The organism is Pedobacter sp. PACM 27299, from assembly GCF_001412655.1.
Lineage (GTDB): Bacteria > Bacteroidota > Bacteroidia > Sphingobacteriales > Sphingobacteriaceae > Pedobacter.
In genome coordinates this window covers 3,894,965-3,910,911 of record NZ_CP012996.1, presented here as the reverse complement: position 1 = coordinate 3,910,911, position 15,947 = coordinate 3,894,965, and the positions used below count along the sequence as shown (strand labels likewise).

The window sequence follows — 15,947 nt, the reverse complement described above, 5'->3', positions numbered from 1 at the left end:
AGCAAGAATTATACAAGAAGCACGAATTATATGATGGAAGTAACCGCATGGCTGGAGAAAGTTATTATTCCTACTTACGAAACAGGTAAGCCGGAAAAGAACCCTATTTTTTTAGAAAAAAGAGTATACCAAGGCAGCACAGGAGCAGTATACCCGAACCCTGTTATCGAGAAAATATCTGATGAAAAAATTGATAAGGAGTATACCGCAGTATTTATAGAAAATGAATATTTGAAAATAATGGTGCTTCCCGAACTCGGAGGAAGGATCCAAAGAGCCTATGATAAAGTGCGCAACCGTGATTTTATCTATTATAACCAGGTGATTAAACCCGCATTGGTAGGCTTAACCGGCCCATGGATTTCAGGAGGAATAGAGTTCAACTGGCCGCAGCACCATCGTCCAAGTACATTTGACCCGATAGATTTTACCATAGCATCAAATGATGATGGTAGTAAAACCATTTGGGTAAATGAGCTGGAACTGATGTTTCGTACTAAAGGAATGGCAGGTTTTACCTTATATCCGGATAAGGCTTATCTCGAAGTCAAAGGAAAAGTATACAATCCCACACCATTTCCACAAACATTTTTGTGGTGGGCAAACCCTGCGGTAAAAGTCAATGATCACTACCAGTCGATTTTTCCACCGGATGTATATGCTGTTTTTGATCACGGTAAGCGTGATGTTTCGGATTTTCCGATGGCTACCGGTACTTATTATAAAAAAGACTATTCACCAGGAACAGACATTTCCTGTTATAAAAATATTCCTGTGCCTACTTCTTACATGGCAATCCGATCCAGCTATAATTTTATTGGAGGATATGAGCATGATACACAGGCGGGAATGCTGCACGTGGCCAATCATCATATTGCACCGGGCAAAAAGCAATGGACCTGGGGGAATAGTGACTTTGGACTCTCCTGGGATAGAAATCTGACGGATGAAGATGGCCCCTATATAGAATTGATGACAGGCGTTTATACCGACAATCAGCCTGATTTCTCCTGGCTGCAGCCTAATGAAGAAAAAACATTTGAGCAGTATTTTATGCCTTATGCTAAAGTGGCTGCCGTTAAGAATGCCACTAAAGAAGCGATGATCAACGTAGAACAGCATGGAGATACGCTGGAGATAAAAGTTTATGCGACCGCATCTTATCCTTCTGCTGTGGTCAGCTTATTTATAGATGAAGTGTTGCAGGATACTTCCTGCTTTGACCTTTCTCCATCTTCGGTTTTTGAGAAAGTCATTCTGCTCAAGAGCGATTTTTCTATGGGAAGTGTTCGTGTGCTCGTGCAAACATCCGATCATAAGCTGCTGGTGAGCTATGAACAGGAAAAGGTAAATTCAAAGGAAATTCCAGCAGCTGCAACCGCAGCAAAAGCCCCCGAAGAAATAGCGTCAATTGAGGAGTTATTTCTGAACGGCTTACATATTGAACAATACCGTCATGCCAGTTACCTGGCTACAGATTATTATATGGAAGCCCTGAAAAGGGAGCCTGGAGATGTCCGCTGCAACAATTCAATGGGACTATGGAACATGAAACGCGGACAATTTGCTGCTGCTGAACAGTTTTTTCGTACCGCTATAAAAACGTTAACATCACGTAATCCTAATCCTTACGATGGGGAGCCTTATTACAATCTGGGGCTGTCATTAAAAATGCAGGAAAAGGGGGAAGAAGCTTATGAAGCATTTTATAAATCAACATGGAATGCTGCCTGGCAGGATGCCGGTTTCTTTGAACTGGCACGAATTGCTGCGGGAAAGGGGGACTATGAAGATGCACTATACTTGATCAATAAATCTTTGCTGCGTAATTACCATTCACCAGCTGCACGTCACCTTAAAACGGCTATTCTACATAAATTGGCCAAGCTTAAAGAGGCGATGACTTTTCTTGAAGCGTCCTTGCTGGTAGATCCGTTCAATTTCGGCTGTCTGTATGAAAGATATAGCATACAACTGGAAGCTGGTGATTTAAGCGCTTCAGAAGCGTCTTTAAGCCATCTTGTACAGTTGATGCGACAAGATGTTCATAATTATATAGAATGTGCATTGGAATACGCGCAGTCGGGATTGTTCAAAGAGGCAACCGGGATTTTGTCCATCTATCTCAGTGAGCAGCAAACCGCGGGATATCCGATGGTTTATTATTACCTGGGCTGGTTTGCGCTGAAGACTGGTAATGGGCCATCAGCCAAGGCATATTTTGCAAAAGGACAGTGTGCCTCTCCAGATTTCTGTTTCCCTCATAGGATAGAAGATGTAAATGTATTGTTGTCTGCGATCGCACAAAATCCAAAAGATGCTAAAGCACCTTATTATCTGGGGAACTTCTGGTATGGAAAGCAGCAGTCTACGGAAGCAGTAGCCAATTGGGAGTATGCTGTAAAAAACGATCCTACTTTTCCTACAGCACATAGAAATTTGTCACTAGCCTACCATAATCATTTGAATGACGCAGATCAGGCACTTAAATCCCTGGTAAAAGCCTTTAGCCTGGACAGCGATGATGCGCGGGTATTTATGGAGCTGGATCAGTTATATAAAAAAATGGGATATGCTCCTGAACCGCGTTTGGCGATGCTGGAAAAGTATCCTGAGCTGGTTAATTATCGTGATGATTTATTCCTGGAGCAGATCACCCTGTGTAATCACCTGAGTCGTTATCGGGAAGCTCAATCCATGCTCGCCAGTCGACAGTTTCATCCCTGGGAGGGTGGAGAAGGAAAGGTAGTAGGCCAGCACCTGCTTTGCCATACTCAACTCGCCAAAACTGCGCTCCTGGAAGGCGCTTATCAAACTGCACTTGAGCTGCTTTCCTTGGCAACGCATTATCCCCACAATCTTGGGGAAGGAAAGTTATATGGCGCACAGGAGAATGACATTCATTTTCTGGAAGGCTGTGTGTACGAAGAAATGGGACTGAAAGAACAGGCGGCTCAAAAGTTCTTGCAGGCCACCTCTGGATCAACAGAACTGGTGCAGGCAATATTTTACAATGACCCTCAGCCTGATAAAATCTTCTACCAGGGATTGGCCTGGTTAAAACTTGGGGAGGCCAACAAAGCAAAGGAGATTTTTGAACGCTTTATCCAATTTGGCGAAATTCACCTGAATGACGAGATTGAGATCGATTACTTTGCGGTATCACTCCCGGATTTACTGGTTTTTGATCAGGATCTTAATTTAAAAAATCGCATCCATTGCTGTTATTTGATTGGTCTTGGTGCTCTGGGCCTCGGTGCTGCTGAAGCAGCGAAAGAAATGTTTATACAGGTATTGGATATGGATGTCAACCACCAGGGAGCAAGCACTCATCTTGGCCTGTTTCCGCTCTTAATATCGGTCGGTCTGGTGGTTGATGAGCTGAGCTAAAACATGAAAATATAAGTTATAAATGACATATTTTTCATTATTACTGAAACCTGGAGAAAGCAGCATTGTCAAGTACCTGACTTATGATGGCCCGATCAAAGAATGGGATGAGTTTAATCCTTCCTTATATCAGCTGAATGAGTCGATAAAGTCTGGTAGTCAGCTATATATCGCATCAACTTCTTTTGCCTTTCGGACTTTAAGCAGTGACGGTGTAACATTGCTAATCAATAATAAGCCTTTATTTTTAAGAGGTATGCTGGAGTGCAATATATTTCCATGAACAGGATATCCTCCAATGGAAAAGGTCTTTGGAAAGGTTAAAGCATACGGCATAAGCCATCTTCGCTTTCATAGCTGGTGTCCGCCAGAGGCCGCTTTTACTGCTGCTGATGTGGGTTTATACCTGCAGGTAGAACTGACAGCCTGGTCTCTTAAAATAGGATTAGAAACCGAAATCTAGTGATTAGGTAGTTTAAAGGCTGATGCAGAAGAAGGGTGAAACCAGGACATTATACCTGATCGGTTGGCGCTTTACCAAACTTTTTTTTAAAGGAGTGCGAGAAATGCGATAGGCTTTCAAATCCAAGATCCAGATAAATTGAAGAGGGTTTCCTGTTCTTTTTTTCTATCAGATGGCGGGCTTCAATTAGCCGCTTATCCAGCAGCCAATGCCTGGGTGAGGTGTAAAATGTTTTCTGAAAGTCGCGCTTAAAACCTGCAAGGCTTCTCCCGCTGAGCCTTGCAAACTTTTCAACCGGGATATTAAAGTGAAAATTGTTCAGCATAAACTTTTCCAGATCCATCTTATAGGGTTCGGAGAAATCGAATAGAAAATCTTTAAGCTCAGGCATGGTATGCAGCAGCAAAAGTACCACTTCTTTTACTTTCAGCATGCCCACCGCATGGGTAATCTTTTCTTCGGAATGACGCACATAAGGAATCACCGATTGAAAGTAGGCCTGTAAAAAATCATTTCCGGGAATCAGGATATTGCTCGGGCCGCTGTATTTTCTCCCTATTTCTAATTGCTCTTCCAGCGCGATCTTTCTCAGCAGCTCTTCTTTAAGACAAATGACAATGGTTTGGTAGTCCTCCCCATTTAAGGGAGTCTTAGTGAGCTCCCCCAGTTGATTCCTTCGAATCAGCAGCATTTCACCTTGTGTGATGGAGAACTTTTCGCTGGCAGTTTCCATTGTAAAACGACCTGATACCTGCAATACCAGGGTGCTGTGCTCCAGGAAGGCTACTTTATCCTTTCTCATGGCAGAGAGATAGGAGTAAAAGAGTACTCCAGGAATAATTTCATTCGGATTGGTCATGATATAAAGATATAAAACAGTTGGGGCTTAATAATTAAGCCCCAATAATTATCGCTGTAGATAAGTGCTGCCAATTATTGCCCCTGGTGCAAAATGCTGATTCAGGGTATTCATCTCTTCCGCATTGAATGCGATCTCCATTGCTTTGAGGTTTTCCTGTAAGCGGGATCTGCGGCTCATGCTCACCAATGGCATGATATGATCACCTTGCGCGTTTACCCAGGCAATTGCAAGTTGAGTTGGCGTAAATCCTTTCTCCCTTGCCATTGCCTTTAAGACCTCAACTTTTTCCAGATTTTTAATCAGATTTTCTCCCTGAAAACGCGAGAAATGACCCTGGTAGGCATCAGCTGCGAGAGGCGCCTTCATTGTACCGGTCAGCAAGCCTTCTGCAGTATTTGCGAAAGCAACTACCGCTATGCCCAACTCTTTCGCCGCAGGTAGTAAATCGCTTTCTATCTGGCGATCTGCCAAGGAATAACCTATCTCTAAAGCACTTACCGGGTGGATGCTGTTCGCTTTGCGCAGTTGATCTGCAGTAATTTCAGAAACACCGAGCTGACGCACTTTTCCTTCTTTGATGAGATCAGCAACAGTACCAATCACCTCTTCTAAAGGAACACTGTTGTCTAATCTGCAAGGTTGATAAAGATCAATAGTATCTATCCCCAAACGTACTAAGGAGTAGTTGATGAAATTCTTTATCGCATTCGGACGCAGGTCGAGACCTAACCATTGGCCATTGTAGAAAATTGCTCCAAATTTAACGCTGATGAAGGCATCATCCCTTCGGTCTTTGATGGCTTTGCCTACGAGCAGTTCGTTATGGCCTGCCGCATAAAAATCACCAGTATTCAAAAAATTTATACCATTATCCAATGCGGCATGAATAGTAGCGATGCTTTCCGTTTCATCAGGGGCAGGGCCTCCATAAATCGACGACATGCGCATGCAGCCCAAGCCTAGTTTAGATACTAGCGGACCGTTTTTGCCAAGTTTTATTTTTGTGATCTGTTCCATAGCTGGTATTGTTATATTTTAACAAATCAAAGATCATCAGTTTTTGTTTGCCGGCCATTTCTCATACGGCTCAATTTACTTGTCTGTATGGCTCAATTAGGCTGATGCCCTAAGTTTAAAATGTCTCTCCAAGATTAAACGATAAACTTTTGTAGCCCTTGCTCATGCCATAGTCGATGCCAATATTGGTATTGGATCCTTTATTGAATTTCAGACGGAGTCCGGTTCCTGCGGCGGGTTTCCAGGACGAAAATAAGGCCTGTGTTTTGCTCACACTAACACTATTGACATTGGCAAACACCACAAATCCAACTAAGCCGTTCCTGGTGATGTCACGCCTGTATTCACTTTCCAGGTAAAAAAGGCTTCTTCCCCTATAGCGGTTCTGGTCTATGCCTCTTGCCGATCGGTTGTAAGGATCCCAGCCTGTGCTTGGTAAATCAAGGTATGGTGTTTTGGAATCCAGTGCCGCCCAGAAATAAGACCAGAAGGCAAGGGTATTCTGCTGATTCGGGTTTTCCTTGTTCATGGAAATGTATTTCCTTACATCCAGGTACAAAGACCTCCAGGTATTGTTGCTGCCCAAATACGTAGGGTTGATCCGGTATACCAGATTGGCGTACATTCCAGGCAGCGGATTTATGGCATTGCTGCGGGTATCATAGACGAGATTTAAACTCAGCCCTGAGGAAACTGAATTGCTGCCTGTACCATACTTATAACCGGTATAGTTGGCCAGGTCTATATCCGCACTTTCAGGTTTAATGTTAAATCGATAATCCAGATTGTAACCCAATCCGGCGTAAAAGTAGGGGCGGATGCGTTTCAGTGCATTCTGATAAAAGCGAATGTATTTATAGTCTACCAGTACCTTCTCCTGTTCACTGTGACTATTGCCCAGGCCCCAGGTATATTGCGGGTAAACTAAAAAGCGGGTATCTCCCTGGATCAGCCAGGTATTATCAGGAAGCCAGATGTTGCTTCGAATGGGCAGGCCAAAGCGGCTGCCAAAGTTCCAATAGGGCGTAAAAGTGGCGGTGGATAGATTGGTGCTGGCCTTTGGTCCAAGATACATAGCAGCAGTTGTGCTGGTGATCAAAGCTCTGCCAGATCCCCCTGGTACTGTTCCTCCTATAGGTAATATGGAGAAGTAAATCTGCTTTCCCCTTTGTTCCTTTATTTTTCCAGGTTTAATGTGAAAAATAGACTTGGCAAGATCAATCAGGTCTGTTTGTTTTGCCGTATCGAGCACCTGATTGTTTTGCGGCAGTACATCTCCTGCATTCTGCGCATTGACCACAAAGGGAAACAGCATCATCAGGAAGCAAATCTTAATACAAGGTCTTAAATGGCTCATAGGGCAATAAATATGAATTTGGAATTTCGGAGAATAGCAATAAGCCTCTTAAACAAGATCTGTAGACAAAGATCGCTCCATTTATGGCTTAAATCCTGTTTTTAAGAAAAACTTATAATTTCTGGTATGGTAGCAAGGGTTTCATTCATTTCTAACAAATACTTTTTCTTACCTGAGACTTTGAATACTGCCATGAGCTTATCATTTTCTTTTGACACTTCGACACGCTCCAAAGAAAGGTTTTTGGTGCTCAAGATATTTTCAAGATGATCAATTTGATGAAAGTCTGGGTTCCTAAATGTGACGTTTAATATTTGCTCTTTTTGAAGTTGAGCAATCATGCGCTCCACACTGGTCACCATTAAGAGCACCGCCAGTGTGATGATCGTTAGGCATAAGGCCAGGGCGTGGTAGCCAATACCAGCGGTCATTCCGATCGCTGCAGATGTCCAGATGACGGCGGCAGTGGTGATTCCCCTTACGGAAATCTTGTCTTTAAAGATTACACCGGCCCCGATAAATCCTATTCCTGTAATGATATTTGCCGAAATCCGATCGTCTGCACCAGCTCCATGTCCAGAAACTATGGTGAAGATTGTAGAGCCAAGGGAAATGAGAATGATGGTGCGAAAGCCTGCAGATTTGTTTTTATATTCCCGCTCAAACCCAATTGCACCACCACATATAATGGAAACTAGCATAGCCACCATATCCTCCAATTCTACTGTAAAATCCATAAATAAATTTCGATTGATTATTTGCTATTCTCTAACTGTTATTGGGATGATTTGTTTTAAAATATGCTATTTAGTCATCAACTTGAGTTAAATAGGCTTGAACTATCCGAAGTTGAAAAACGTTAACATAAGAAAGATCGTTATGATGAATAACGATCTTTCTTTATAGATTCAGTTCTAAGATAAACTAAGAAGATACGCGATCTCTAAGTTCTTTTATCTTGTTGTGTGAGCTGTATAAATCTGCTTTTTGTTCAGAAATAATGTTTTTCAGGTGTACAGAAAGTCCGTCTGCTTCTAAAGCCGTTTTGTATGCTTTTTGAGCAGCATCTTCACCAAATTCGCAATTGTTTAACACCGTTTCACGGTCATTGCCTGTGAAAACTGCTTTTAAATCCATCCAGGCTCTATAGATTTTTCCAGATGTAGTTGTACTGGCGGTTTCTGCACTGCTGCCCAATACCTGCACTTCTTGTGTCAGTGTGGCTTTATGCTGTTTACTCTGCCTGATCATTTCCGAAAATAGGGACCTTAAGTCGCTATCTTGATCTGATAATTCAGAAAGTGCTTTTTCATAGCCTGCTACACGATCGTTATTAATTTGAATGAGGTCGTTAAGGATTTCTGAGTTAATTGCTGTGTTTTCCATTTTTATAGATTTTGTTTATTATAGATGATGTTTATATTGAATAACAGCCCCCAAATGGAAAGGTTTCATTTTAACAAAATCCCATTTATTGGTTTAGGTGTTTATTAGCTTACCTTAGCGTTTTTTTAATTACGAATGAACTTAACAGACAATCCTTTGTTGAAAACCATAGTTGATAGTGCTCCTATAGGTATTTGTGTCCTAAACGTTGACGGCCTTCTGGTAGAAATGGTGAATGATAAATTTGTAGAAATCACCGGGATCGGAAAAGAAGAGGTCCTTGGAAAGTCTTTTCTGGAACCTTTTGCACAGCTGCAAAGGAAATATAAAGAGGCACTCCTTGACATCGTCAATACTGGCGAAACCTATACTACCGATGACGTTGAGCTTAAGCTGCAGCGTCATGGAAAGGACGAAGAAATTCAAGTCAGCTTGATCTATGCTCCTGTGCAGGATGAAGGGGCTGCGATCAGTAAACTGAGTGTCTGGATTCTGGAGAAACCAAACCATAAACAGGTGAAATGCGAAAGCAGACTGGATTCTGATCAGGCCACCGACAATCTTAAACAGATATTGAATATGCTGCCGGCTTCCGTGGTGGTGATTCGGGGAAAGGATCTTGTTGTGGAAATGATCAATGATACGAACCTGGATTACTGGAAAAAATCACGGGAGGAAGTAGTAGGGAGACCTTTTCTGGAGATCTTGCCAGACCTTGCCGATCAACCTTTTGCCGGACAATTGCTTCAGGTCATGGCAACAGGTGAGGTGATTGATGTGAAGGAAAGTCAGGTGCTTTTTACAATGTCAGATGGCAGTATACGCGAAACTTATGTAGACTATACTTATCAGCCGCTGTTAGATCTGGAAGGGAATAGAAATGGGGTATTGGTGATGTCTTTTGAGATCACCGATCGGGTGTTTTCCAAGCGGTTATTGGAGAAATATGCGGAAGAACTCAGCTCAGCTAATGCTCAGCTTTCCATTGCAAATCATCTGCTGGCCCAAAGTGAGGCGCGCTTTAAGTTTCTGATCCAGGAGGCTCCGGTTGCAATCGGCGTACTCCATGGTAGGGAACTGCTGGTAGAAACTGCCAATCAGCGGATTTTACAGGTTTGGGGAAAAACAAAAGACATCATCGGGCTTCCGCTTTATAAAGCCCTTCCTGAACTCAAAGGGCAGCCTTTTCCAGCGATACTTGACGAAGTTTATACCTCAGGAGTAGCTTTCAATGCGAGTGAGATCGGGGCAATGCTGGAGCATAACGGAGTGCTGAAAGAGCTGTTTTTTAATGTGGTTTATCAGCCGGTCGACGGTTTGGATGGTCGCGTATCGGATATTCTTGTGGTCGCTGTAGACGTTACAGAGCAGGTAAATTCGAGAAAGCTGGTAGAAAAAAGCGAGCAGCATTTTAGAAGGCTCGCCGATCTGGTGCCCGCCAAGATTTCCAATACACTCCCTAATGGAGAGGTAACTTTCTTTAATAAACAATGGCTGGATTATGCTGGAATGGACTTTGAAAGTCTTCGAGACTTCGGTTATCACCAGATGATGCATCCTGAGGAGATCCCTGCTTTCCAGGACGGACTTGCGGAAGCCTCTCAAAAAGGTGTTCCCCACATTTCTGAAATGCGTTTCAAAAATATCGATGGTGAGTACATCTGGCACCTTAATGTAGCCTCACCAGTTTTGGATGAGCATAGAAATATTACCATGTGGGTGGGCTCTACAACTAATATTCAGGCGCTTAAAGAAGAAGAACAGCGTAAGAGTGATTTCGTGAGTATGCTGAGTCATGAACTAAGAACTCCGGTTACTTCGATTAAGGGGCATGTGCAGCTGCTATTGAGGTTACTTGCCCGGGAAACAGGTTCTAAGTTTCTAGATAAGCTCAATTCTTCTCTATCGCGGATGGATGTACTCCTGTTACAGCTGACCGGGCTCATTGGTGATATGCTGGATTTGAGCAGGATTGATGCCGGTCGGATGGATTTAAAGATGGAACGTTTTTCGGTTGATGGTCTAGTGTTGGAGGTAGTGGAGGATTTCCGTTTGAGTCATCAGCATCGTTTCTTCCATCTAGACCTGGGAACAGGGCTAGAGGTTACTGCAGATAGAGATCGCATGAGTCAGGTGCTGATCAATTTAATTTCCAATGCCATCAAATATTCCCCTTCCAGTGATGTAGTTGATATTTCAGTGCTGCAAATTGGTGATGAAGTGCAAGTAGCGATCAAAGATTATGGAATCGGAATTGAAGAGAAAGACCAGAGAAAAATCTTTGAACGCTTTTTCAGGGTGGAAGGGCAGAACGAGAAATATTATAGTGGATTTGGCATTGGCTTGTTCTTAGTGCACAATATTGTTTCCAGACATGGCGGCAGGATTGCTGTGGAAAGTGAACCGGGCAAGGGCGCTGTGTTTTCCATCTATTTAACAGCCCATCAAGAGTAGGATTAGCAAAATACTTTCTAAAGAAAAAATGAAACGAATCATCAAACGAAAGAGTTTCCAGGTGCATCAACGCTCCTTGTGCTGCATGCCTTCATGGATGAATAGTTAAAAAAGATTGATGGTAGAAAAATTTCTTTAATGGGAGCAGTAAAACTATATTTCGCAATACTTGTTTAAACATTGTAATTTATAAAAAGCGAACACTCTAAACAGACATGACAACTCAAAATGAACAAACCATCGCATTAATCGATCTTAATGAAGATTTGGAGAATTATTTCAGTAATACCATAATCCCTCAGCTTTTCGTAGATGCGCAGCTTATCCTTAGAAAGTTTACTCCACCTGCGATGAAGCATTTTAAGCTTGAAGCAGAGTTCATCGGAATGCCCTTTGAAAAAATCAGGGACAACTTTAGGTTTCCTACTATTATGGAAAACATTAAGACCGTAATTGATACCGGTGAAATTCTGGAAAAGGAAATTCAAACCACCGACATGCGCTGGTATCAGATGAATATCCTGCCATATCTGGTAAGAAAAGAAAACAAGACCAATGGCGTGATCATCACTTTCGTAGACATCACTCCAAGGATCAACGACCTCAAGGAGCAGGAGAAGCTGATTACAGAACACGAACTTTTATTAGATACCATTGCCCACGATCTGAAAAACCCAATTTTCGCATTGGGATTAACGATTCATGTACTCAAAAAAATGCCAGAAAAGGGCATGGAGAATTTCCCTGCACTGCTGCAAAATATTGAAAACAGCTTGCTGGAAATGAAAAAGGTAGTTGGAGATCTTGTGGATACCCGCTGGCAAAAAGACAAATACCAGGCAAAGCCTGAGTTATTGGATCTACATAATATCATTGAAGATGTAAAACTGGCACTTGCACCACAGATTTTAGAAAGGGATGCAGTGATCAAGCAACAGATTCACAGTTCTGAAGTTACATTTATCAGAAGAAAACTTCGCAGTGTAATTTACAACCTTATAAATAATGCAATTAAATATACACCATCAGATCGAAGTCCTGAAATCGTGATCAAATCCTTTCGCGAAAATGGATATATAGTCATCAGTGTGGCTGATAATGGCATAGGAATCCCAAAAGCTGCACAGCAATCCATATTTGAAAAATTTAACCGCATAAACCTACAGGCTGAAGGATCAGGAGTGGGACTTTATTTGGTAAATACGATCGTGGCACTTGCCGGGGGCAAAGTTACGGTGGATAGTGAGCCTGGAAAGGGAGCCGTTTTCAATGTTTACTTGAAATCAGATGATCATCATTTGAGGCAGTTAACCCAGTAATCACCTTAGGATAAGGTGTTACTGGAGATTTCGAGATCAAAGAAAAAGGTGGAGCCTTTATTTTCTTTACTGTTGATATGAATTTGACTGTTGTGGTAAGCCAGGATTTCCGAGGCCAGGTATAGTCCTATGCCAAAACCAGAAGCGGTATATTCATTTTCATCATCTACTCTGTAGAACCTTTCGAAGATTCTTTTCTGGTCTGATTTTTTAATGCCTATTCCTTGGTCTGTGATGGAGACTCTGACTTTTTTAGCTATTGTTTCGCATTTTATGAAGATGAAGCCACCTTTCGGGGAATATTTAATGGCATTGCTCAACAGATTACTCAATACATGTCCTAATTTTTCTTTATCAGCGTAAACTTTTAATTCGTCACAATTGACAATATTAATGATATGCTGGTTGCTGAAGAACTGTCCATCTTCAGCAATTTCCTTAATCAGCGGGGCAAGCTCGAACTCCTGTTTCAAGATCTGGAGTTTGCCTTCTTCCAATCTCGTGACATTCAAGAAATCCTGTACCATTGCTGTCATCTTTTTGACCTTCACATCCGCTCTGGAAAGCAGGTTGATGTAAAAGGTGTCTTGTTCTTTTTGGGCCTTTTGCAAAAGCATTTGCAGGTAAGCAGTTACAGCTGTGATTGGGGTTTTGATTTCGTGACTCACCATGGCAATGAACGAGTTTTTTCGCTGCTCTTCATGTTTTTTTTCTGTGATATCGCGTACGATTTTTGAAAAGCCAATGATCTTCCCTGTTGCCTCTTTAATTGGACTTAAGGTAATGGCCACTTCTATTTCACCCTGATCTTTAGTGAGCAGCCGAGTTTCAAGTTGATGCACCCGTTCGCCCTGGGCAACCTTTGCTAAGAGATCGCTAAGTTCCTGATGTTTTTCATCAGGAATAAGGGCATGTGCACTTGATCCGATTACCTCTTCCTGATGGAAGCCGAAAATGTCTTCTGCAGCATTGTTCCAACTGGTTATTTTTCCTTCTAAGTTGAAACTGATAATCGCATCGTTGCTGGAGTCAATAATGGCAAGGAGGCGCGAATTTTTTTCTTCTGCAAGAACCGTTTCGGTTATGTCCAGCACTGTGCCGATAAATCTGCTCGTTTTCTGATTGGATTTTAAGGTGATCTTTCCCTGTAAATGTAACCAGCGTTCGGCCTCGTCACTCGGTCTGATAATTTTAAACTTGGTGCTATAGGTGTCGTTTCCTGTAGCCTTAACAGAAGCATTTAAGCCTTTGTGAACGCGTATTCTTTCCTGGGGGTCTACTATTCTTAAAAAACTGGTATAATCTACTGTCTGCTCTTCAGGAAAGCCGAGAATGCTGCTCGCTTCTGCGGAAAGGTACAAGTAGGACTGCGAGGGGCTATACTCCCATGTTCCCATATTTGTGGAACTGATCGCCATTTTCATCCGGGTATCACTTTCCTTCAATTCCAGCAGCAGGCTTTCCTTGCGTTCCATTTCGGTAACCAGTTCGGTTATATCTCTGGTGAAGCAGCGGGTGTGGATGAACTCGCCGTTTTTTCGTGCTACGTTGGAACTGATCAATACATGTTTAATTGAGCCATCCTTGCATTTCAGTCGAGCGGGATAATTGTGCAGGGTCTCATTGTTGGATAACCTGGTCAGTATATCACTGATCACTTCCGGGTCCTGATGAAAATTGGTGATCGACGCGCCAATGTATTCCTCTCTTGTGAAGCCTAGGGCATCAAGTTCGGCTTGATTGGCCCAAGTGATATACCCATTTTTATCTACCCAATGTAAGGGCAGTGAAGCATTTTCGATGAAGTCTGATAACTCATCAACACGTGCCTGCAGTGTTTGAAGTTTTTGATCATACGCAAATTCCTGGGAAGTATTTGTTAGGTTTTTCATGATCTGGGGGCGGGGCAGTAGGAACTGAATGGAAGTTGTGTCATATGGTGTGAAAGCAGAGGTAGACTCAGAAAAACGGCTGTCTTTTATTCAGAAGTCGTGTGTTTGTTATTTATTTTCCAAATGTTCCTTCGCAGTTGTTTACTTCGAAGCCACCATAGCTCAGCATTTCTGCATTGTGTTGAATGGTCAGGTTGAGGCCTAATCTTTCAATCAGGTGCTTGGCTTGAGTGATGGTACTGTGCATGTTACTAATTCCCCTTACTTCAATGCCGCGAGTTAAAAGTTTAAATTTATTGGGCTGAAAGATATTAATGAACTGCTGTAAATCGGGGCTAATAGTTGTTTCTTGACTTTTCATGTTAATTTAAATGTATGGTATAAACACTTGCAGGCGTAAAGAGTTTAGGGTATTTATACTTTATTTTGCAGGTGCGATACGTAATCCTCTCCAAAACCCTGCGCTGTCCCTATAAAATTTGTATTTCTTGATCCGCTTTTTTAGATTAGAAATAAATATAAGCCAGTAAATCAGCGTCTAAGAAAATTATGTATCAAAAAAGCTTTTTGCCCTATTACCAATTATTTGATCACTCTCCAGTGTCTGCAGCTATCTTAGATGTAGATAGGTTTAAGCTGGAAATGGTGAATGAAAAGATGCTGGAATTATGGGGTAGGAGTGCTTCGATAATTAATTTACCATTACTTGATGTTTTGCCGGAGCTGGCGAATCAGGAATATCCTGAAATCCTGAAGCAGGTGGCAAAGACTGGAGAGCTTTGGAAGGAAGAGGGTGCCAGGGTTAAGCTGAATCGAGGTGGTCAGATGGAGAATGTATACGTGGACTATAGCTATACCCCAATCTTTAACAAAGACCATAAAGCTTCAGCGATATTGGTAATGGCAACAGATGTTACTGCCCTGGAGATCAATAGGCTGATGGTTGCACAGTCTGAAAGGAATTTGCGGACGCTGGTATTGTCGGCGCCAGTACCCATGTGTATTTATAAGGGAGCTGGTTTCCAGATTGAGGTGGTAAATAATTTGATGCTGGAGTTAGGGCAGGACTGGCAGCGCAAGTACCTTCCGGTATTACAGCATGTGTACCATAATGGAGTACCCTATAGCTTTATAGAAAATGGGTTTCAGTATGCGTATACGCCTTTATTTGATGGGAATAGCGGGATTACTGGCGTCTGCTTAATCGCTTCCAGGGTTTTAAATTGAAAACAGATGCCATCCATGACATCTGTTTTGAACTATGTTTTATCAGTTATTTTGGTCTCTTGGGTCAGTATTTCGCGTTTTAAATCGGGCATCATCAAAGTGTTTGTGGGTATAAAAGTCTTCCGGGTGAGTTTCATAGACCACCGCGTTTGCATCAGGCAAAGCATCTTCTCCAAGGAAAGCGTAACGCAAGGCTAGTTCTTCTGCCGGAGAAATGGTTTTACCCGGACTGTATCTGGGAAGTGTAGCTAGAAAGCCGACAGAAACTTCCGGTAAAATTACTTCTTCCTCATCTTCATCCAAATCCACTATTCCGATTGGAATCAATACCAGATAGTCATCATTTCCATCGTCTTCCAGTTGCTCAAGATCCAGGCTGGCCACAATATATCGTACTTTTCTTGCATTGCTGTCGAAGATCAGGTCTTCTACTTCGCCTAGTTCATTGCCCAGGGGGTCTACAATTTCCCAGCCATTGATATCCGGCTGCTTGTCGGCAACTTCAAAATCACTGGCACTTAATTCTTCCAGATAGGTAGTTTTGTGAGGTTCCTTGGTTTCCATGTTCTCTGTGATAGGT

General features: G+C 42.4%; 14 protein-coding genes. 6 read left to right on the top strand and 8 right to left on the bottom strand.

What is annotated here, in order from left to right:
- Positions 1–30 precede the first annotated feature (30 nt).
- Genes AQ505_RS16310 through AQ505_RS26425 form a run of 3 tightly spaced genes read left to right on the top strand, consistent with a single transcriptional unit; the run spans position 31 to position 3,853 of the window.
- Entirely contained in the window at positions 31–3,390 is a 3,360-nt protein-coding gene (locus AQ505_RS16310) for a tetratricopeptide repeat protein (RefSeq protein ID WP_062549156.1), read from the top strand.
- 22 nt (positions 3,391–3,412) lie between these two features.
- On the top strand, positions 3,413–3,673 hold the full coding sequence (locus AQ505_RS16305; protein ID WP_062549155.1) for a hypothetical protein: 261 nt from the start codon (positions 3,413–3,415) through the stop codon (positions 3,671–3,673).
- A 15-nt stretch (positions 3,674–3,688) separates the two neighbouring features.
- Entirely contained in the window at positions 3,689–3,853 is a 165-nt protein-coding gene (locus AQ505_RS26425; protein WP_157262425.1) for a hypothetical protein, read from the top strand.
- 49 nt (positions 3,854–3,902) lie between these two features.
- Here AQ505_RS26425 and AQ505_RS16300 read toward each other — a convergent pair whose 3' ends face one another.
- The 5 genes from AQ505_RS16300 to AQ505_RS16280 form a co-directional block, all read right to left on the bottom strand.
- Entirely contained in the window at positions 3,903–4,712 is an 810-nt protein-coding gene (locus tag AQ505_RS16300; RefSeq protein ID WP_062549154.1) for a helix-turn-helix domain-containing protein, read from the bottom strand.
- A 48-nt stretch (positions 4,713–4,760) separates the two neighbouring features.
- Positions 4,761–5,732 carry an aldo/keto reductase gene (locus tag AQ505_RS16295; protein WP_062549153.1) on the bottom strand — a complete coding sequence of 324 codons (972 nt, stop codon included), beginning with the start codon at positions 5,730–5,732 and terminating at the stop codon, positions 4,761–4,763.
- A 115-nt stretch (positions 5,733–5,847) separates the two neighbouring features.
- Positions 5,848–7,089 carry a BamA/TamA family outer membrane protein gene (locus AQ505_RS16290; RefSeq protein WP_062549152.1) on the bottom strand — a complete coding sequence of 414 codons (1,242 nt, stop codon included), beginning with the start codon at positions 7,087–7,089 and terminating at the stop codon, positions 5,848–5,850.
- 101 nt (positions 7,090–7,190) lie between these two features.
- Positions 7,191–7,826, bottom strand: coding sequence for an MgtC/SapB family protein (locus tag AQ505_RS16285; protein WP_062549151.1), 636 nt, complete (start codon positions 7,824–7,826; stop codon positions 7,191–7,193).
- A 187-nt stretch (positions 7,827–8,013) separates the two neighbouring features.
- Complete coding sequence (locus AQ505_RS16280; protein WP_062549150.1) at positions 8,014–8,475, bottom strand: ferritin-like domain-containing protein; 462 nt, start codon at positions 8,473–8,475, stop codon at positions 8,014–8,016.
- A 135-nt stretch (positions 8,476–8,610) separates the two neighbouring features.
- Here AQ505_RS16280 and AQ505_RS16275 point away from each other — a divergent pair, with 135 nt between their 5' ends.
- Positions 8,611–10,929: a PAS domain-containing protein gene (locus tag AQ505_RS16275; protein WP_062549149.1), complete on the top strand. Its 2,319-nt coding sequence runs from the start codon at positions 8,611–8,613 to the stop codon at positions 10,927–10,929.
- 215 nt (positions 10,930–11,144) lie between these two features.
- Positions 11,145–12,248, top strand: coding sequence for a sensor histidine kinase (locus tag AQ505_RS16270; RefSeq protein ID WP_062549148.1), 1,104 nt, complete (start codon positions 11,145–11,147; stop codon positions 12,246–12,248).
- 5 nt (positions 12,249–12,253) lie between these two features.
- Here AQ505_RS16270 and AQ505_RS16265 read toward each other — a convergent pair whose 3' ends face one another.
- Together AQ505_RS16265 and AQ505_RS16260 are read right to left on the bottom strand one after the other, a co-directional pair.
- Entirely contained in the window at positions 12,254–14,140 is a 1,887-nt protein-coding gene (locus tag AQ505_RS16265; protein ID WP_062549147.1) for a PAS domain-containing sensor histidine kinase, read from the bottom strand.
- A gap of 112 nt (positions 14,141–14,252) precedes the next feature.
- Positions 14,253–14,501, bottom strand: coding sequence for a hypothetical protein (locus tag AQ505_RS16260; RefSeq protein WP_062549146.1), 249 nt, complete (start codon positions 14,499–14,501; stop codon positions 14,253–14,255).
- Between the two features lie 206 nt (positions 14,502–14,707).
- Here AQ505_RS16260 and AQ505_RS16255 point away from each other — a divergent pair, with 206 nt between their 5' ends.
- Entirely contained in the window at positions 14,708–15,367 is a 660-nt protein-coding gene (locus AQ505_RS16255) for a PAS domain-containing protein (protein WP_197286199.1), read from the top strand.
- 42 nt (positions 15,368–15,409) lie between these two features.
- On the opposite strand, the gene AQ505_RS16250 is transcribed toward AQ505_RS16255, so the two are convergent.
- A complete protein-coding gene (locus AQ505_RS16250) occupies positions 15,410–15,931 on the bottom strand; it encodes a PRC-barrel domain-containing protein (protein ID WP_062549144.1) in 522 nt (173 codons plus the stop codon).
- Between the last annotated feature and the right edge of the window lie 16 nt (positions 15,932–15,947).